This window comes from Actinomyces glycerinitolerans, assembly GCF_900098745.1.
GTDB classification, from domain to species: domain Bacteria; phylum Actinomycetota; class Actinomycetes; order Actinomycetales; family Actinomycetaceae; genus Actinomyces; species Actinomyces glycerinitolerans.
On the sequence record NZ_FQTT01000010.1, the window covers coordinates 143,538 to 162,982 of the forward strand.

At 64.3% G+C, this 19,445-nt stretch carries 14 protein-coding genes; 2 read left to right on the plus strand and 12 right to left on the minus strand.

Annotated elements, in window-relative coordinates; genetic code table 11:
* Positions 1 to 562 (plus strand): DUF6571 family protein (locus tag ACGLYG10_RS07225; protein ID WP_211482994.1); only part of this gene is annotated, 562 nt, incomplete at its 5' end.
* A gap of 65 nt (positions 563 to 627) precedes the next feature.
* On the opposite strand, the gene ACGLYG10_RS07230 is transcribed toward ACGLYG10_RS07225, so the two are convergent.
* From ACGLYG10_RS07230 to ACGLYG10_RS07250, 5 genes are read right to left on the minus strand one after another with little or no spacing between them, the layout of a single operon-like run.
* Complete coding sequence (locus ACGLYG10_RS07230; RefSeq protein WP_073329803.1) at positions 628 to 2,598, minus strand: right-handed parallel beta-helix repeat-containing protein; 1,971 nt, start codon at positions 2,596 to 2,598, stop codon at positions 628 to 630.
* Positions 2,599 to 2,636: 38 nt separating this feature from the next.
* Positions 2,637 to 3,680, minus strand: coding sequence for an NAD(P)-dependent alcohol dehydrogenase (locus ACGLYG10_RS07235; RefSeq protein WP_073329806.1), 1,044 nt, complete (start codon positions 3,678 to 3,680; stop codon positions 2,637 to 2,639).
* A gap of 48 nt (positions 3,681 to 3,728) precedes the next feature.
* Positions 3,729 to 4,562 carry a carbohydrate ABC transporter permease gene (locus ACGLYG10_RS07240; RefSeq protein WP_073329809.1) on the minus strand — a complete coding sequence of 278 codons (834 nt, stop codon included), beginning with the start codon at positions 4,560 to 4,562 and terminating at the stop codon, positions 3,729 to 3,731.
* Positions 4,562 to 5,497, minus strand: a complete 936-nt coding sequence (locus ACGLYG10_RS07245; RefSeq protein ID WP_083565719.1) for a carbohydrate ABC transporter permease — start codon at positions 5,495 to 5,497, stop codon at positions 4,562 to 4,564. The genes ACGLYG10_RS07240 and ACGLYG10_RS07245 overlap by 1 nt, the downstream gene beginning before the upstream one ends.
* Positions 5,498 to 5,536: 39 nt before the next feature.
* Positions 5,537 to 6,844, minus strand: a complete 1,308-nt coding sequence (locus ACGLYG10_RS07250) for an extracellular solute-binding protein (protein ID WP_073329812.1) — start codon at positions 6,842 to 6,844, stop codon at positions 5,537 to 5,539.
* Between the two features lie 248 nt (positions 6,845 to 7,092).
* Here ACGLYG10_RS07250 and ACGLYG10_RS07255 point away from each other — a divergent pair, with 248 nt between their 5' ends.
* The gene (locus ACGLYG10_RS07255; RefSeq protein ID WP_083565720.1) at positions 7,093 to 8,220 is read left to right on the plus strand and encodes a LacI family DNA-binding transcriptional regulator; all 1,128 of its coding nucleotides are present in this window, start codon (positions 7,093 to 7,095) and stop codon (positions 8,218 to 8,220) included.
* 283 nt (positions 8,221 to 8,503) lie between these two features.
* On the opposite strand, the gene ACGLYG10_RS07260 is transcribed toward ACGLYG10_RS07255, so the two are convergent.
* The 7 genes from ACGLYG10_RS07260 to ACGLYG10_RS07290 all read right to left on the minus strand — a co-directional run bounded on the left by ACGLYG10_RS07260 (position 8,504) and on the right by ACGLYG10_RS07290 (position 19,096).
* Complete coding sequence (locus ACGLYG10_RS07260) at positions 8,504 to 10,441, minus strand: endo-1,4-beta-xylanase (protein ID WP_073329818.1); 1,938 nt, start codon at positions 10,439 to 10,441, stop codon at positions 8,504 to 8,506.
* Positions 10,442 to 10,720: 279 nt separating this feature from the next.
* Complete coding sequence (locus tag ACGLYG10_RS07265; protein WP_211482995.1) at positions 10,721 to 12,745, minus strand: hypothetical protein; 2,025 nt, start codon at positions 12,743 to 12,745, stop codon at positions 10,721 to 10,723.
* A gap of 44 nt (positions 12,746 to 12,789) precedes the next feature.
* Positions 12,790 to 14,781, minus strand: a complete 1,992-nt coding sequence (locus ACGLYG10_RS07270; RefSeq protein WP_073329821.1) for a beta-galactosidase — start codon at positions 14,779 to 14,781, stop codon at positions 12,790 to 12,792.
* Positions 14,782 to 14,790: 9 nt separating this feature from the next.
* Positions 14,791 to 15,570 carry a hypothetical protein gene (locus ACGLYG10_RS07275; protein ID WP_073329824.1) on the minus strand — a complete coding sequence of 260 codons (780 nt, stop codon included), beginning with the start codon at positions 15,568 to 15,570 and terminating at the stop codon, positions 14,791 to 14,793.
* Entirely contained in the window at positions 15,563 to 17,227 is a 1,665-nt protein-coding gene (locus ACGLYG10_RS07280; protein ID WP_073329827.1) for an ABC transporter substrate-binding protein, read from the minus strand. The genes ACGLYG10_RS07275 and ACGLYG10_RS07280 overlap by 8 nt, the downstream gene beginning before the upstream one ends.
* Before the next feature lie 135 nt (positions 17,228 to 17,362).
* Positions 17,363 to 18,250, minus strand: coding sequence for a carbohydrate ABC transporter permease (locus tag ACGLYG10_RS07285; RefSeq protein ID WP_073329830.1), 888 nt, complete (start codon positions 18,248 to 18,250; stop codon positions 17,363 to 17,365).
* A 6-nt stretch (positions 18,251 to 18,256) separates the two neighbouring features.
* A complete protein-coding gene (locus ACGLYG10_RS07290) occupies positions 18,257 to 19,096 on the minus strand; it encodes an ABC transporter permease (protein WP_211482996.1) in 840 nt (279 codons plus the stop codon).
* Between the last annotated feature and the right edge of the window lie 349 nt (positions 19,097 to 19,445).

Sequence of the window (19,445 nt, forward strand, 5' to 3'; positions counted from 1 at the left end):
CACCAGCACCATCGCCAAGGCCATAACCCGTCACGCACACACCCAAGCACAAACCAACCTCAACACCACCACCAACCCCAAACCCGGCACCATTAATGACGACTATGACCCTAGAGTCGACGCCATCAACATCCCCTACCAACGAGCCGTCTACGCCATCAGCTACCTCGCCGGCCTCACCGAGAACAAGACCGGCACCAACACCTACAATCACGCCTTCATCACCGGCCACAGCACAGACGAAAACCAACTATTCGCCATGGCCATCCAGGATGCCGCTAACGCGGGGCTACTGAAACCCGAGGACTACACCATCACCGGCTACAACGACTACACCGGTAAAAGGGCAAAGACCTTCACCTGGATCATCACCAACCCTGACGGCACCCACACCATCGACCTCACGCAAGCCGACGACCCCACCATGGCCCCAGACGAGGTGGACGCATGGGTCGACATGGTACAAACCGGTATCGGCGACTACATCTTCAAAGACATCACCGACAACTTCGGCAACGGCGATATGTATGGCTATGACTCAGGGAGCAAATATGGCGGCTGACTCGCGAGCACTCAGGCCCGCTGCCGCCCTCGTCCGGAGCGGCAGCGGGCCAAGCCGCGCCTGAATCACCAGATCCGCACGCGATTCACCCCTGGTGTCAGACCGGCCAGCGGCCCGGCCGGGTTGGCGGCGTCGTGGTCCTTGACGCCGCCTACCAGGTCGACGTCGGCCCAGGCCTCGCTGCCGTCCGGGTTCTCCCAAGCGGCATCCGGATACCAGGCGCGCCCCAAGTCCCGTCCGGAGATCGTCGTCGAGGCTGCCGTAGCAAAGGCCTCCGGCAGTTCAATCACCAGCTCTACACCACCACCGTCGGCGTCCTCGATCGCGACATTCACCTCTCCGAGGTGGACCGGCCGCGTCTCACGCACATAGGCGGGAGCCCCATTGCCGTAGGCGTTGTCGCGCACGTACACGGGCAGTTCCACGCCCTCGAAGCGTTCATGGTCACCCTTGGAGGGATCGTTCACCTGTGCCAGGTAGGCCTCCGCACCATGGGGATGCGCATCGAACAGGGAGGTGCCATCGCTGATCTTCCGGTGAGCGGGCGGGTTGACGAAGGCGGCCTCCCCTACGGTGGATAGGAACAGGTTGGCGATGTAACGGTCATCGCCGCCGCGGATGGCCGCGTACCCTGCCACCTGCGTGGAGTGCGGCAGATGGTAAGGCGTGGGCCGCTCAATGATGGGCTGGTTGGCGACCACGCCCAGCAGCAGGTTATTAACATAGGCACCGCCCTGGGAATGGCCCTCCAGCGAGACCGGCGAGGCGAACACGTTGTGATCCACCAGGTAGGGCCCGTGACTGACCTCGATGAACAGGTCGCGGGTGTTACGGCGGTACACGTTCCGCGTCACGCGCGTGCCCTGCGCCTCCCAGTCCAGCCAGGTCCCCAGAGTGCAATCCTCGATCAGGTTGTGGCGTAGCACCGTGTCGATGGCGGCGTGCAGTTTGATGCCGGCGATCTCATAGCCGTAGAACTCACGCTTGGTGGCGATGTCGTGGATGTGATTGTCCTCGATCACGGAGAACACGCATCCCAGGTGGCCGACAATGCCGGTCTGCCCGCAGTCGTGAATGTGGTTGCGGCGCACCACGTGCGAGCCGATCAGCTCCTTGGACCAACCCACCCGGCGAGCAGAGAAGACGGCCTCCAGCTGATACTGGTAGCCGGGTTTATCCAGACGCTCAGCGGCCCAGTTGGCCCCGGAGGAGTTCTCCTTGCCCAGGGAAACTGCGGAGCACTTGGCGTCGTGGATGTCGCAGTCCTCGATCACCCACCCCTTGGCCCAGTTGGGGCCGATCAGTCCCGGTTGATCCGCCGTCGGCGGCGCCCAGGGGGTCGCAGCCTGGGCGAGTTCCAAGCCGCGCACGGTGATGTAGTTGATGTGGTGCACCTCCGGGTAGAACACGCTGCGGCGCACGTTGACCTCCACCAGCGCCTCATTGGGATCCGCCGACCCGAAGTTCGCCCACACCGTGGTGGCCCGCTCCCCCACCTCCGCGTACCAGACGCGCTGAGTCCAGTCGGGGTCGCGCACGGCTTCCGGGGTGCAGGTCCACTGATCCACATCCTGCGTGCGGCGGGGCGGAGCGTCCACCTCTGCCCGACTGGTCACCTCGTACAGGCTGCGCCCGTCCAGGTACACCTCGCCCAGATGCTTGCGCGGGGCCTGCCGGGAGGCGTAGACGATCCAGTCGCCCTCGATCGGTTCGGCGAAGGGGTTGAAGTCGCCGAACATGGTGCCCGGCAGTTCCACCCGCCAGACGCCGTCACCCTCGCGCTCCCAGCCGGTAACAACTTCGGAGCCCTTGATCACCGGGTGCTCACCGGGGGCGGCGGCGAAGATGATGCGGCGCTCCTCGTCGCGGCCAGTGCGCGGCGGGCGCACCCACTCGCGGTAGGTGCCTTCGTGGATGAGGACGGTGTCACCTGGCATGGCGGCGCGGGCGGCCCGGTTGATGGTGCGGAAGGGGGCGGCGACGTCGCCGGGGCCTGCATCGGAGCCCGACGGGGATACGTGGAAAACGGTGGACATGTTGTGCTCGTTTCTGCGGTTGTGGGCGGCAGCGTGCGTCAGCGCTGCGGATGGACCATGCTCTTCAGCGTCGTGGGCGCGGGCTTGTCCCGCAGTGGGGTGTCGGCGTCGGCGAGGCCGTAGTGGTCGGTGGCCAGGGCATCGAGATCGACCCTTCCGGAGGAGACCAGCTCGATCGCGGTGGGCCAGGTGTTGTTGTAGCGGAAGATGCCGGTGACGTTGACTTCGTGGCTAGTGATGTAGGAGACCGGCAGGAGCATGTCGTCGTCCCCCATGCCGATGATGATCGCAGAGCCGCCAGGTTCGACTCGCTTTATGCCATCGACGACGGCGGCGGTCACGCCGGTGGCGTCGAAGAAGGCAGTAAAGGCGCGTCCGTCGAGTGCGGCTTCCCCGGGCGCGTGGACCTCGGTGGCCCCCAACTCCAGGACCATGCGGCGACGCTGTTCCACTGGGTCGGTGACGACGACGGTGCCGGCTCCGTAGGCGCGGGCAACCTGGGCGACGATGGCCCCAATGGGGCCGGCACCCGCAATGAGGACACTGTCGCCCACGCCGATGCGGGCCTTGCGCACCGCGGCGATGCCGACGCTAAGCGGTTCGAGCAGCGCGGCGGCGTCGAAGGACATGTCATCCGGGATGGCGTAGGCGAAATCGTCCTGGATGAGGGCGTACTCGGCGAAACTGCCGTCGATCGGCGGGGTGGCGTAGAACTCGATATGGGGACAAAGGTTGTACTCCCCACGCTTGCAGTACTTGCATACCCGGCAGCAGCGCTGCGGCTCGATGGACACCCGCTGCCCCACCCGGCCGGGATCGACGTCGGCGCCCACGGCGACGATAGTGCCGGCGGACTCGTGACCGAGGATCATGGGCTCACGGACGACGAAGTCTCCTATGCGTCCGTGTTGGTAGTAGTGAACGTCCGAGCCGCATACACCCACGGACTCGATGCGGACCAGAACCTGGTCCGGGTCTGGGACGGGTACGGGACGCTCCTCCAACACGATGACGCCCGCCTCCTTAAGGACGGATGCGCGCATGGTCTGCGGTAGGGCGAATGGCTCGGAGCTATCTGACATGTTGGTTCCTCTTTCAGGCTCGGATAAAGCGGTTGGTTCGGGATGCGGTTACTTGCCGACGCCGGCGGTCAGTCCGGCCACCATCTGCCGACGTCCGAAGGCGTAGGCGACGATCAGCGGCAGGGCCGAGAGCACGACGGCGGCGAGGATGGCGGGTGTATTGGAGGAGAAGGCCCCCTGGAAGTTCCACAGTGACAGCGGCAGAACGCGTTTGTTGGCGCTCTGCGTGAGCACGAGGGGGAACAGGAACCCGTTCCACACGTTGAGGGCGTCGTAGATGGCCACGGTTACCAGCGCGGGTCGACACATGGGTGCGGCAAGGCGCCAGAGCATCTGCCAGTCGGTGGCGCCGTCGACCTTCATTGACTCGAACAGTTCACGGGGCACGTCCCGCAGGAAGTTGGTCAGGATGAGCACCGAGATGGGGATGGCGAAGGCGACCGAGGGCAGTATCAGGGCCCACAGGGTGTCATATAGGCCGAGCTGCACGATCAGGTAGTAGACCGGCACGATCGTGGCCTGGATCGGAATCGCAATGCCCAGCAGGAACAGGGAGAAGATCCGGTTGGAGAAGGCTGTGCGGCTGCGCACGATCACATAGGCGGCCATGAAGGAAACGACGAGGATTGCGGCGACGGTCGCCACGGTCACGATGACGGAGTTGAGGAAGTAGGTCCAGAAATCGTTCGCGAAGACCTGGATATATGCGTCCAGCGTCGGGTTGGAAGGCAGGGAGAGCGGGTTCTCGACGTAGTAGTCGGCCTGCGAGCGCAGACTGGTGACGATGATGTAGTAGATCGGGACGACGGCGATCGCCAGCCAGATCCAGCCGAACAGCCCGCCGATCAGGTTCGGCCGCGTCCCTCCGCGGAAGAGTTTCATCACAGGGCTCCTTCCATGTCGCTCTCCATTTTCGAGCTGCCGGAGACGTTGTTAAGGAGCCAGGCGATGAGCAGTCCGACGACGACCAGAATGACGCCGATGACGCTGGCCCCGCCCATGTTGTATGAGCGGAAACCGGTCAGGTACATGTCAAGGGGCAGCACACGCGTGGCATTGCCCGGCCCGCCGGCCGTCATCACGAAGATCAGGTCGAAGTAGGTCAGTGAGCCGGTGATCATCAGGGTGGAGGACGTGATGATCGTGTTTCGCAGTTGCGGCAGAGTGATGTAGAAGAAGTTCTGCACCCTATTGGCCCCGTCAATCATTGCCGCCTCGTAAATACTGGCCGGGATCTGGCGCGCAGCGCCCTGGTAGAGCAGGGAATGGAAGGGGACGAAGCACCAGGCGATGACCGCCATGATCGTCGGCAGCGCCAGGCTCGGATTCCCCAGGAAGTCCCGGGACAGGAAGTCGAGCCCGAATGCCCGCGACATGCCGAAGTTGGGGTCCAACAGCGCGGTGAAGGCGATGCCCACCGCGGTGGCACTGAACAGCAGTGGCAGGAAGTAAAGCACCGAGAGCACGCCGCGGTAGCGCTGCTGTCCGGCCATGAATACGCCCAGCAGCAGGCTGATCGGGGTCTGGATGACCCAGCACATGACCGTCATGATCAGGGTCAGGACGATCGCGTGCTGCGTGGTGGCATTGCCGAGCATTCGGCTCCAGTTGCTCGTGCCGGCGAAGGATAACGACCCCAGGCCGTCCCAGTTCATGAAGGACAGCACGAATACGCCGATGAGCGGAACCAAGGCGAAGCAGCCGAAGAAGACGAGCGCCGGAGCGGCATACCAGGCCGAGGGACCCCCGGCTACGCCGCGTCCGCCCGATCCGCGGACGCGGCCGACCGCCCGACGACGGACAATGGGATTAGTCATGATCGATCCTGCTAGGCATGTGTGCGGCTCGGAATGCCCTCACAGGGTCGCATTCATATTGGCGACGAACTGCTCGGGCTCTAGCTGCAACAAGAAGATTTGGGAGAGGTTGGTGAGCAGTTCCTGCGCCGCGGCCGAGGACAGCGCCTGATCCCACGACTGGGTGAAGCTCCCGGCATTCTTCACCATGTCATAGCCGTAGGCGAGGTACTCGGCGTGCTCGGAGGCGGCAATGGCGTCGTCGGCGTCCAGCGCGGCCGGAATGGTGCCTCCTGTCACGAGCGCTTCTATGTAGGCCTCGTTGTAGAGCTCCTCATTGAGGTAGTCGATGGCGATCTGCTGAGCCTCCTGGGAGCCATTGGAGGCCACCGACCAGTAGTTGGCGGGGTTGCCCACGATGTTGGACAGGTCGCCGGTACCACCAGCCACCGAGGGGAAGTCCATGTAGCCGAGGTTGCCGTCACTCATGAAGTCCGGGGCATCCGTGAGGAAGTTTGCATACACCCAGGAGCCCTGGAGGATCATGGCCGCCTTGCCGGTGTGGATGAGGGCGATGTCGGCACCGGAGTCGGCGTCGACCGAGCCGTAGGAGTTTCCGAAACCGCCGGCCCTGACCAATTCCTGGATCTTCTCCAGCGCGCCGGTGATGGCCGGGTCCGACCAGGCATCCTTCTCTCCGGCAACGATTCTAGCGAAAGGCTCGGCACCCCCGATGCGGTCGGTCAGGTATTCGATCCACATCAGGTAGGGCCACTGGGAGGAGCCGGCCTCGGCGAAGGGGATGTATCCGGCGGCGGTGAACTCGGGGACGAGTTCCAGCAGTTCGTCCCAGGTGGTCGGCGGCTGCGCGCCGATGGCCTCGAAGGCGGGCTTGGAGTAGTAGAGCATGACCGGCTGGGCGTTGTTGTTGGGCAGGGCGTAGACCTTGCCGTCGATCTTGCCGGGGTCCAGCAGCGAGGGGACGATGCGCTCCTGTGCCGCGGCAGTGGTTTCGGTCAGGTCGACCACCTGCTCGTTGGCGACGTAGTCGGCCAGAGTGCCGCCGGCCCAGTTGTACAGCAGAGTCGGTGCGTTGCCGGCACCGACGGCGGTGCGGATCTTCTCCTTGTAAGCATCGTTGGCGAACCACTCGGTGGCAATCTGCCGATCGGTGTGGGCGGAGTTCCAACGCTCGAAGGAGTCGCGGAAGGTCTGTTCCGGGCCGCCGGTCAGCACCCAGGCGGTGGCGCCGTTACCCGCGGAGGAAGTGGATCCGGGCCGGTTGCCACAGGCGGCGAGGAGCCCGGCTGCGCCCGCCGCGAGCATGCCGCCGGTCATCTGCCGCCGCGAGATCTTCAGCTGGTACATGGTTGTTCCTCTCATGCTGAGCCGGTGCGGCCACGCCGCCGCACCGCGGGAAATGAGCAAGCATCGGTGAACACCGTCGTCCACATAGCGAAAATGTTTTCGTTTGTTTCGCCGATGAACTGATACTACAGCGCCGCGTCGCACCAAACAACCGTGCGTTTGATCACGATCTTGTAACGCACGTCGGAAATGGTGACCCATTGTGCGAAAATAAACGAAACTTATTGCCCCGATCCTAAGAGGTTCACATGTCCCGACCGCGTTCCTCCGGTCCTACACAGGCCGCCGTCGCCGCCCGTGCGGGAGTCTCCGTGGCCACCGTCTCGAAGGCGCTGCGGGCAGACCCGGTCATCTCCGCCCCGACCCGGACGGCCGTACTCGCCGCCGCGCGTGAGCTCGGCTATCGCACCCCGGTTACCACGCTGCCCGGTGCCGCCGCAGATCCAACTGCGCGCCCGGTGACGGCGGTATTCGACACCGTGGACACTCAGTACGCCGCCTATGTGCTGCGAGGACTGCTGGAGGAGGCGGAACTCGATGGCGTCTGGCTGCGGGTCCGGCACATCGGTTCGTCGATGGACCAGTTGGATCAGGCGCACCGGGAGGTGTGGGAACGCAGTGTGCTTGAGGTGCTGCCCTCCTCTTACGGGGTCGTGCTGGTCACCACGGGCGTCACCGCGACAATGGTCGCCTCCGCCGGTGAGTTGAGCGTTCCCCTGGTTGCCGTCGACCCAGCCAGTGCGGTGCCCGGGGGCATCTCGTCGATCGGTGCCACCAACCAACGCGGCGGGCAACAGGCCGTGACGCACCTGCTCGAACTGGGCCACCGCCGCATTGGCATCGTCACCGGCCCGTCGGAATCCATACCCGCCAACGAGCGGGTAGCCGGATACCGCAGCGCCCTGGCCACCGCAGGCATCGCCCACGACCCCGCACTGGTGCGCGCCGGACGCTTCGATTACGACTCCGGCCTGGTCCATGGCGGGGATCTGCTGGACCTCAAGGCGCCACCGACCGCCATCGTCGCCGGCTGCGACGCCGCTGCGGTCGGCGTCATCGAGGCAGCCCGGCGCCGCGGTCTGCGCGTACCCGAGGACCTGTCGGTGGTGGGATTCGACGACACTTTAACCGCCACGGTCTGCTCCCCCAGGCTCACCACCGTTCACCAGCCTCTGGTCGACATCGGCGCCGAGGCAATGCGCACCGTCATCCGCCTGGCCACGTCACGCGGCTCCCGCGCCCTGTCCCCCATCGAACTGGCCACCACCCTCGTAGTACGCGACTCAACCGCACCTCCCCTGCACACCTGTTCGGCTTATCAGGAAGACGCACCGACGGACACAACAGAGGGGAGCCACCCGGCGGTGACCGGATGACTCCCGACGCAAGCGACCCGGTTGAACCACCCGCCGAGGGCATCCACAAGGACGCCAAGGGCCCGGATCAGCTGAGCGAGCGATTAGAACACCGCTCACCTGCCGGGCTATTCCCTTGCCCTTGCGAACTTTGGGGGTTATCGACGCGAGCGCGGCGCTCCAACCGAAGCACGACGGGAGGGCACGACGGCATTCCATCGTGCCCTCCCGCGGCGCCGGCGGGTAGCGTCCCCCCGACCGGCGCATCCCGTAGCCGGGTCGTACCGCCCCGGCTACGGGAGTCTCAGGCGACCCGACGTCGTGCCCGCAGCATCAACGTGCCTGCTCCCAGGAGCAGGACCGCTACCGGAAGGGCCAGTACCTCGGCACCGGTGCGCGCCAGGGGACTACCACCGCCACCCGGCGAGGGCACTGATCCAACTATCGGCGTAGCACTCGCTGCCCCCGAGGGCGCGGGCGGACCGCTCGCGCTGGGCACAGCCGAAGCCGCCGACGCTGTAGCGGTGACCGAGGGCCCAGAGGGAGGCGTCGGGTCCTGCGTCGGCTCCGGGACGCTGCACTCCTGCGGCGTCGCCGGGATGTCCTGGCCGACGGCGGCGGCATAAGCCCACTTGCCGCGGTAGTACGGGTCGAACAGCAAGGGGTCACCCGAATAGAACCGCCACGATCCGGAGTCAACCAGGCCCCACAGCGTCACCGAGAACAGATCCTGCTTGGCGTCCTGCTCCGCGAACATCTCGAACAGTCTCTGGTAGAAGCGGCCCTGGTCCAACAGTGTCTGAGTGTCTACGGGCGTGCCGGTGCGGGTGGGCACGTCCAGCTCGGTAACCGCCTGCACCAGCGGCAGGTCGTCGAAGGCGCTCATGGCCGCCCCGAAGCCCTCAACGTCGTCGTCGAGCCAGGCGTGGAACTGGTGTCCGACGCCGTCGATCGGGACGCCGCGCGCCACCAGCCGCTCGATGAGGGCGTGATAGCGCCCGGTCTTGGAGGAGGCGTCGGTGCCGTACTGGGTGTTGTACTCGTTGATGAACAGCGTCACCGGGTGCTCGGCGCCCGGAGCGGCGTAGGTGGAGTTGAAGGCCTCGTTGGCGTAGATGAAGGCGTCGTCAATGAACTCCTCGCCCAGGATCTGGTACCAGTAGGAGTCACGCAGCCCATCGGTCTCGGGAGAGGGGCTGTCCGCAATGACCTCGTTGACGACGTCGAAGGCCACCAGCGGGTTGGTGTCCGAGCCGAACAGCCCGTACTTGTCAGACAGGTATTTGGCCACGTTGTTGATGTGGGTGCGCATCCGCTCTCGCAGTTCGGCACGATCGGCCTCGGAGTCACCCGACAGGAAGGTGCCGTCCTCGTGCTGGAATAGCCAATCCGGGGTCTGGGAGTGCCATACGAGCACGTGTCCGTACACCCGGCCGCCACCGGCCTGTGCCCAGTCCATGACGGCGTCGGCCTCGGCGTTCTCGGTGACGAAGCTGTGGTCGGCGTTGTACCAGGCCTCCGGCTTCATGAAGTTCTCCGGGGTGACCTGATTGAAGTGCCGGTCGACCAGTTCCAGAGAGTCGCCCTGCAGGGTGTTGGCGGTAACCGCCACACCCACCGGGTAGGGCAAGACCTCGGTCAGGGGCGTCGAGTCATCAACCGGACCCCGCCCGCAGGCGTAGGCGGTGATGGCGGCATCGTCCACATAGAAGGACGCCGTGGGGTCTTCCAGTTCAATGTAGATCGTCCCGTCGATGCCCTTGGGGGGCGAGTAACTTCCGGTGAGCTCCACCCATTCCTGGCCGACCTCGGTAGGTGAGGTGATCTCGAGGTACTGCCCGTCACTCTGGGCGGCGGTCAGCTTGGCACGGGTGGGGGCAGCCCCGTCCGGTAGGCGCACCCAGGCCGTGACGTCATAGGCCTGCCCCGCCTCCATGTAGTCGCCGATGGATATCTCCACTCCGTGCCAGGCCTGGGTACGACCGGTGACGTACAGGCTGTTCCAGGGGCTACGCCGCACCTCGTTGGTGGTGACGGCGGTGACACCCTCGCCGCGCGGGACCCACGGCATGTCCGGCTGACTGGACTCGAAGTTGGAGTAGCTGACTGCATAGGGCTGGGGCTCTGTCGGTGTTTCGACCGCGGCCGCCCCCGCCGTCAATCCCGCGGTCGCGACGGCGGCCGCGGCAATCGCCCCAAGCAGACGGTTCCGGCGGGCACGCCGGGGTTTTGCTGTGCGCATGCGCTTGCCTTTGCTGTTGTCCCACCGGCCCGGACGCCTACCGCGACGGCGCGACGATGAGCCCCATGCGGCGGTACGGTCCTACATGGGAGCGCTCGTAGCGGCAGGTCCAAGTGATGAGGATGGCTAGGGGATGCCGGCCGACGCTGGCCCGCGGTCGCGACACTACACATACCGAAATGCGACATCAACGGTTTCGTTGCGTTTCGCCACTGATCCTCTTCATGCGGGCCGCTCCGAGGGGTGCGATGGGGTACGCGCGAACGAGTGCCGAGTCGGTTACGGGTAGACGGTACGGCCGGCAGCGTCGGCAATGCCGGAGTGACGCAAGAAGTACGTGCATACCTGATCGCGCCATTCGATGGCATTGTGTTCCTGAGCCTGCCAGCGGCGGTCGACATCGGTGCGGGTGCCTTCCGGCACCTGCTCACGCACCGTCTCCCAGTCTCGCCGCATGGCGCGCACCTGCTCAACCCCTTCGAAGTGAGTGTCGTAGATCCGCTGGATCAGTGTCACCCCGGATTGAGGCAGCACCTGGTCATAGCGCAGATGGTGGAAGAAGAGCAGTAAACGTTCCGGGCAGTCCTCCAACGACCGATACCGAGCTGCGAGCGCCGGCGGGTACTGCTCGGTGTACCCCGATCCTGTGGGCGTGCGATCCACACCTACACCGTCCCGGTCGGCGAAGTGATAGGTGCCCCAGGGGGAATACTCGTATCCGTCGATGTTGGGGCCATAATGTCCACCCGGAGTCACCATGAATCCGACGCCGAGCGGCGCAGTGTAGTTCTCGTAGGCCTCACGGGAGCGCAGCAGAATGCGGGTCAATGCCTCATGCAGGTCGGCGTCACCAGTGAAGGAAGCGATGGCCCACTCCTGAGCGATGGTCTGCGTGCCTTCATGCAAGTCCCACGCCAACCGTCCGTATCCATACAGATTGGCCTGCGAGAAGGTGTTTCCGGTCCAGTTCCAGTCCCGGCCCACCCCGGCAACAGCGACGATCGCCGAGCCTCGGCGATCCACCAGATCCCGGCCCAGATCCGCACCACCATCTCCAGCGACATCGAGTTCCAGCACTTCCCGCCAAGCGGTGGGCAGAAAGTAGGTATCCCAGGCATGCCCGGTGTACTCCTGGGCGATCTGCAGTTCGAGGGCCACGCGAGTCTCGCGCAGACCGAGCAACAGTGGGGAGACTGGTTCACGCACTTGAAAGTCGAGGGGACCGTGCTTGATCTGGAGTAGGACGTTGTCGGCGAAACGCCCGTCCAGGGGCATGAAGTGGTCATAGGCGGCGCGGGCACGGTCCAGGGTCCGATCGCGCCAGTCCTGACGGTGGTTGTAAACGAAGCACCGCCACATGACCAGTCCGCCGTGCGGTGCGAGTGCAGCGGCCAGCAGGTTAGCGCCGTCGGCATGGTCCCGCCCGTAGTCGAAGGGGCCGGGACGCCCCTCCGAGTCGGCTTTGACCACGTAACCGCCTAGGTCGGGCACAACGCTGTACACACGATCAGTAGTTTCACGCCACCAACGCTCCACGGACTCGTCAAGCGGATCGCAAGTCGCCAGCCCTCCCAGGGTCATGGGCGCGGCGAAGTCGACGGAAACGAAGGTGGTGATGTTGTGACGTCTCAAAATGTCGGCGATAGCCCGCACCAGATCGAGGCGCTCTCCGACCAGCGTCGCCTCGGTAGCGTGGACATTTACGTTGTTCAGGCATACGGCGTTGATGCCAATGGATGCCAGCAGCAACCCGTAGTCGTCGATGCGATCCGTATCGGGGACCAGGTCTCCGTTTTCGAAGAATACCGAGTCCCCCGCATACCCGCGCTCAATGGTCCCCATGACCGGGTGGGGCACGAGGTTGTCCCAATGGTCCAGCATGCGCAGGGACAGATCCGGGCTGCTGACGACGGTCTTCTTCCCTCCCAACAGGGCTTCGGGCCCCAGGACGAGCAACCGTAATGTGCCGTACAGAGCGCCGGCAGCGTCGGCCCCAACGACAGCTAGATCCCCTGCGTTGCCGCGAGTGACGACGTACCCCTCGGGTGCAGGGGGCGCCGCCACAGCGCAGGCGGCTCCGTACAGCGTGGGCGGCAGAACTGAAGCGTACTCGAGGGTGGTAATCAACAACTCACCTATGCCCCGAGCAGGCGGAGCACTAGCGGCGAGCCGTCGCCAGTCATCGGCGGCTCGCTCGATCAGCTCGTCTCCGCCTATGGGGCGGGGGGTGTAGGCGTTAAGCCACGGCTTTGTAGCCGGCTCGAGCCACATGGATGAGCTGGTGGTGAAAGGTCGGGCGGGCATGCGGGGCTCCTCGAATTGAGCGACGGGGTGGCGAAGGCGTGCGGTCAAGTGCGACGAAGCACGATCACGTCTCCGGCCGGGATGGTCAGCGGTTCCCCTGCCGGGGACTCCCTGCCAGTGAGCAGGTCAACGCCCTGCACGGGCGGTGTCCAGGCCAGGGGCGTCTGATCGTGGTTGAGCAGGATGTCGAAGGTGCCACGGGAACAGGTGCGGCTGACGTGTTCCAGTTCGCCGACCAGAGGGTGCCCGGGGGCCGGGCCGATAAGGGAGGCTATCAGGCGTCGGCGTCCGGCCTGGCTCAGCAGCGCGCCGAGGCGTATGACGGTGCCGCGACCGAAGGCGTTGCGAATTATGGCGGAGCCGCCTGCGAACCAACTGGACCGCCAATGCCCTGCAGTCTGCCCGCCGGTGGGACGCAAGATCTCGAAGAGATGGTGGGCGGTATCGGTGGTCCCGTCAGGAAGAGTCAGTTCAACGCCGAATCCGGGCTCCTGAGCGTCGCGTTCTTCGACCTGACAGCCGAGCAGTTCGTCCACCCGGTCGTCCACCAACACACGGCCGGTGGCATCGGCGGCAAAGGACATCGGGCCGGTCAGCAGTATGCCGCCATCTGCCACGTACCGGCGCAGGGCGTCGATAACGTCGTTGTGAGCCATATAGAGGCTGGGCGCGACAACGATCCGGTACCGGGACAGGTCGCTGCGGCCGTCGGTGACGTCCACACCTCCGAGGTGACGTGCAAGTGCCTCGTGCCACTGCCGGGCCTGATCGACAAGGTCCCAGTGGTCGGAAAACCCATCGACGAGCCGGCTGTACCACCAGGAGTCCCAATCCATAAGGACCGCCGCCTGGGCTTCTACCCGACTGCCGACGAGGTCGTCGAGTTGGGACAGCTCTCGGCCGAGTCTCGCCGTCTCCCGGTAGGTACGCGTGTCGGTGCGACCGCGGTGGTCCAGGACGCCACCGAACCACATTTCCGATCCGGCCGGTGCGGAGCGCATCTGGAAGTGGAGCACTGTATCAGCCCCTTGAGCGAGCGCTTGTAGGCTCCAGCGACGCAGCACACCCGGCGCACGGGTGGGGTTGACGTCCCGGCACGTCGTGGCCACCGGCGCCTGCTCCATCAGCCACATGGGCCTACCACGTCCTACCGCGCGCATCAGGGAGTGGTTGAAAGCCATCTCCGGCCAGGCGCGGATGGCACGCGGGTAGTTGTCCCAGGCCACAACGTCAAGGCCGCTGGCGAACCGGAAGTAATCCAGATGCTCGTACGCGCCCATTAGATTGGTAGTGACCGGGTGGACGGCGTCGAAATGGCGAATCTGCTCGATTTCCCCCTCCAGGCAGGCGGCGAACTGCTCGGTCATGAAGCGCTTGTACTCGAGCGTGATGATTGGAAAACCACTGCGGTAGGGGCCGCCCCAGTGCTCTGTGAGCGCGTTCGGTGCGGGAATCTGGTCTGCGTGTGTGAAACGGTGGGACCAGATCTGCGTGCACCAGTCGTGGTTGAGGTTGCCGAGCCCACCGTGCGTCCGCAACAGCCAACGGCGGAATTCGGCAACGCAGTTCTCGCAGTAGCAGGCACCGCCGTATTCGTTGCCAATATGCCACGCGAGTAGAGCGGGGTGGCCATGGTAGCGATGCGCGAGCAGACCGGCGATTTGTTGCGCCTGTTCTCGGAAAACCGGCGAGGTGGGGCAGAAATGGTGCCGCTGACCGAAGCCGTGTCGCCGCCCTTCGAAGTCCACACGCATTGTGCTCGGCTCCTCAGTTGCCAGCCAGGGCGGGAGCGCCGCAGTCGGGGTGGCCAGGATGACGCCGAAGCCGCGGGCATGGACACGGTCCAGTAAGACGTCGAGGCGGTCGAAGGCGAAGGTGTCAGGGGCCGGTTGCAGGTCTGCCCATCCGAATACGTTGAGCGTGAGTGCGTTGATTCCGGCTGCCTCCAGGGCAGTCAGGTCGGCATCGATGGTGGCATCGTCCCACTGCTCCGGGTTGTAGTCACCTCCATGCAGGATGTGCTCGGGAAACTGCATTAATGCCTCCTATGGAACGGATGTAGTGACGGAAGCCCGGGTGAATTGCTCAGTGAGAATGCGCCTCTGTCCACTCGTGGCGGGAGCCGCCAGCGCGCACAACGGCACCCAGGCGAGCATCAGGAGTGCCGGAACGTGCAAGGCAATGAGCAGACCCGCAGCACCGATGCCCGCGAGTAGGAGTGTCCCGGCGGCGTCGCGCACAGTCATGACGGCCGTTAGCACGAGCACGTCGGACATCTTGAAATTGAACAGAGCGATGATTGTGCCCGCGCGTACAACGCCTAGCCCGGCGGACGCAAGCACGATGAGGACGGCCACACGTAGTCCGCCTCCCACCCCGGCGGCGGATCCCGCCAGTCCCACCGCCAATACGACGGCGAGCGCCGCCAACGGGCCGAACTGGGCGATCGACCCGGCCCATCCGCGCCACAGTGCGGCGATGCGGCGCCGGGCGGAGGGATCGTAGGTCCACCCCGGTCGGGTGACGGCGTAAACGACTGCCGGCAGGGCGGTTAGCGCCAGCACCCAGGTCAGTACTAGAACCAGCAGTGACCAGACAGAACTCCCATCGAGCGTGAGCATGCCTACCGCCGCCGGAATTGCGAGCGGCAGCGAGCCCACGCCGAGGGCGGCCGCCTGGTAGACCACCGAACTGATCCGCACCAGTGGGGAGTCGAAGGGATCGTCCGGGACATCGGAACCTTCCCCGGTCGCGACGAGTCCCGACGATGGGCGGGTGCGGGCGCCCCGCGATGGGGTGCCCGCACCCGGGTGACGGTCAGCCATTGTTCTCCACGTAGGTGGCGCGCGCCGCGTTGAGGATGTCCATGTAGGAGGTCACGCCCTTGGCCTCACATTCGGTGACGTAGGTGTCCCACTCGGCCAGGTCGCGCCTTCCTGTGATGAACTTCAGCGTCTCCTGCATGACGTAGTCCTGCAACGGAGTGATCAGGAGCGTTGCCTGCTCGCGCTGGGTCTCATCCAACGGAGCCGGCGGATCGATGGGCCTCTGCGTGTGCGTGGCTGCCATCTCCTCCTGCCAGGCAAGTTCCTTGTCCAGCATCATTGAGTGCAGCAGTTCAGTGGTGCCGCCGTAGGCGAAGACGCCTCCGGAGAAGCCGTACTCGACGCGCAGGTCTTTGTCGCCGGCCGGGTTCAGACCGTTGTAGTTGATGTCATCGACCAGCGTGCGGGTGCCATCTGCGTCCTTGTTGTAGGTAACCCCTTCCACACCCCACTTGGCGAATTCTTCGCCCTCGTCGGAGTACCACAGCCAGTCGATGAACTGCATCATGGCCACGAAGTTCGGGTCGTCGGCGGCCTTGGAGGAGATCATGATGCCGTTCTCCAGGCGGGTGCCACCGATCAGCGCGCCGGCGGGGCCGGCCGGCTGGAGAATCTTGACGACCTCGAAGTTGCCCTCTCCGAGGGTCTCCTTCATCGTCGTCTCGTAGGTGACGTCGTACTGGGAGTTGGTTCCGATGGCGATCGACTTGCCGGTGGTGAAGGTGTTGACGGCCGTGTCCTCGTCCTGGGTGAAGGAGTCCGGGTCGAGTACGCCGGCGTCGACCATGCCGCGCAGCATGGTGACCATGGCCTTGTAGTTGTCGGAGGTGCCGCAGAAGATGAATGACTGCGAGTCCTCGTCCCACTCGGCCATGGTGGTCATGCCCCAGGAACCGCCGGACTGGGTGCCGTAGGAGACCGCTGCAAGGTTGAGCATGCTGAGCCCCTCGAAACGATCGGAGATGCCCTTCATGTCCGGGTGGCGCTCCTGCACCTTAGAAATCACGTCCTGCAGCTCCTCCCACGTGGTGGGCAGCTCCAGTCCCTGTTCGTCGAGGAGATCCTTGCGGATTTCGAAGGTGTAGTCGGGCCAGATCTCCTCGTGCAGGCCGGGAAGAACATAGATGGAGCCGTCGGCCTGGCGCAGCGTGTCCAGCTCCTCGTCAAGCTGCCATTCTTCAACCTTCTTGCGGAAGTTGGGCATAAGGTCGAAGTAGTCGGACACCGCCAGGACCGCCCCGGAGGAGACGAAGGCGGACTCCTGGCCGGGGTACGTCTTGGGGAGGATGAGCGGCGCATCGCCGGAGGAGATCAGCAGAGAGCGCTTCTGCTCGTAGTCGGACATGGGCACGATCGTCATGTCGAGTGTGACATTGGTGCGGTTGGTGATCTCCTCCAGCAGCATCCAGTCGGCCTTATAGGGGTAGTTGGGGTGATCGGAGAACAGGCAACTGAAGGTCAGCGGCTCGGTCGCCTTGAAGCTGGTATCGGCGGCGAAGTCATCCATGGCGGCGGCCGTATTGGTCACGCCCTGCGCCGCATCGCCGGAGTCGGAACCGGAGCCGCAGGCCGCCAGTGCGGCGGCTGCCGCCGTGCTCAGAAGCAGGGCGCCGGCCCGACGGCGGGTGATGGGGTGGGAGAAGAGACTGGGGCTCATCGCTGAGTGCCTTTCTAATGGTGTCGGCCATGATCGGCCGGATGGTGGGTCGGATTGGGAGGAGTGGTGGATGGATGGGTGGGCGCCGCTGCCGTTGCCGGCCGCGCCCCCGTTCGACGCCTTTGTGGGCTTTTGTCAGCCCTTGACGGACCCAAGGGTGACGCCGGTGACGAAGTACTTCTGCACAAAGGGGTAGACGCAGAGGATCGGCAGCGAGGTGAGCACCATGGTCACCGATCTGAGGTTGGAGGAAATCTGGGTCTGGTCGGCGGTTCCTCCTCCGAGGGAGTCGGAGGTGGTCACTCCCGCGAGCATGTTTCGCAGGTAGATGGTTACCGGGAACAGGTTCTTGTCGTCGAAGTACAGAAAGGCCCCGAACCAGGCGTTCCAGTTGGCGACCGCATAGAAGAGGAACATGGTGGCGATGATCGCCTTGGACAACGGCAGCACAATGCGGAAGAGGATTCCGTAGGTACCCAACCCGTCGAGCTCGCCGGCCTCCTCCAGTTCATGCGGCAGCCCCTCGAAGAAGGACTTCATGACCAGCAGGTTGAACACGTTGATCGCATTGGGCAGCACGACCGCCCAGATCGTGTTCTTCATTCCCAGGTTGGTAATCAGAATGTAGTTCGGGATCAGACCACCGTTGAAGAACATGGTGAATACGGCGAAGCCGACCAGCGCATTGCGGCCCTTCAGGTCCTTCTTGGACAGTACGTAGGCGAACGCAGTGGTGAAGACCAGCGAGATGAAGGTGGCGACGACCGTGTACACGATGGTGTTCCGATAGCCGGTCCAGAAGGCGGAGTCCCCAAGCACCACTTTGTAGGTAGTGACGTTGAATCCCTTAGGGATGAGGTTCACCTCCCCGGCAGAGATGGCCGCCTCGCTTGAGAAGGACTTGGCCACGACGTTCAGGAAGGGGAACAGCGTCACGAATATGACGCCCAGGAGTATGACCGTGTTGAGCAGGCGGAAGGCCCGGTAGCTGCGCGAATCGTATTTGGCGTTTTGAACAGGCATATCCAATCACCACAGACTCGTCTTGGCGAACTTGCGGGACGCGAAGTTGGCGGCCATGACCATGATCAGCCCGATCAATGACTCGAACAGGCCGATGGCTGCCGCATAGCTGAAGTTGGACGACTGCAGGCCCACCCGGTACAGGTAGGTGGAGATGACATCGCCGGTCTCATAGGTCAGCGGGTTGTAGATCAGCAGGATCTTCTCAAAGCCCACCGCCAGGAAGGAGCCGACGTTGAGAATCAGTAGCGTGACGATAGTGGGCCGAATTCCCGGCAGCGTGATGTGCCAGGTCTGCTGCCAGCGGTTGGCGCCGTCGATCTGGGCAGCCTCATACAAGGAGTCATCAATGGTGGTGAGCGCCGCCAGATACAGGATCGTCCCCCAGCCAACGGTCTGCCACACGTCGGAGATGACGTAGATGGGCACGAACGCCTTGGCCGTTTGAATGAAGTTGACCGCCTGACCGCCCAAGGCGGTGATCAGGCTGTTGATCGGGCCGTCCACCGCGACGACTTCCATGATGATCCCCGCAATGATGACCATCGAGAGGAAGTGTGGCAGGTATGAAACGGTCTGAACGATCTTCTTGAACCAGACTCGGCGGACCTCGTTCAGGAGCAGGGCCAGGATGATCGGTGCCGGGAAGGAGACCAGCAGTGTCGAGAAACCGATGACCACCGTGTTACGGAACACCCGCCAGAAGGTGGGGTCCGCGATGAACATCTTGACATATTTCAGCCCCACCCATTCCTCGCCGTACATGGAACCGCCGGGCACGAATCGGCGGAAGGCAATGACGTTGCCGACCATCGGTGCGTACCGGAAGACGATGAACCAGATCACCGGGATAACCACGAGGGTATAGAGCTGCCAGTCGCCTCGACGACTGCTCCTGCGCCTGCCGGGTCGTCCCGTACCCCTGCGGGTTCGCTTACTGAAGGCCGAAGCTGTAGGCATGGAGGGCGCGCGGCGCCCGGTTGCCCGGGGCACGCTCGGCGCTGTATCCACTGCTTCTGCCACGACACATCACCTCCTTGTGACTTTACGGCTTGCGAACGTTTTCGCGTCACCGTTCGCTAGCGACGACCTTAGAGTAACGTCGCGAGTCACTCTCGTCAAGGATTTGTCTTGCCGTACACGAAAATTGGATCGGCGAAAACGGTGGGATGATAGACCTGCTCTCACCCACCCG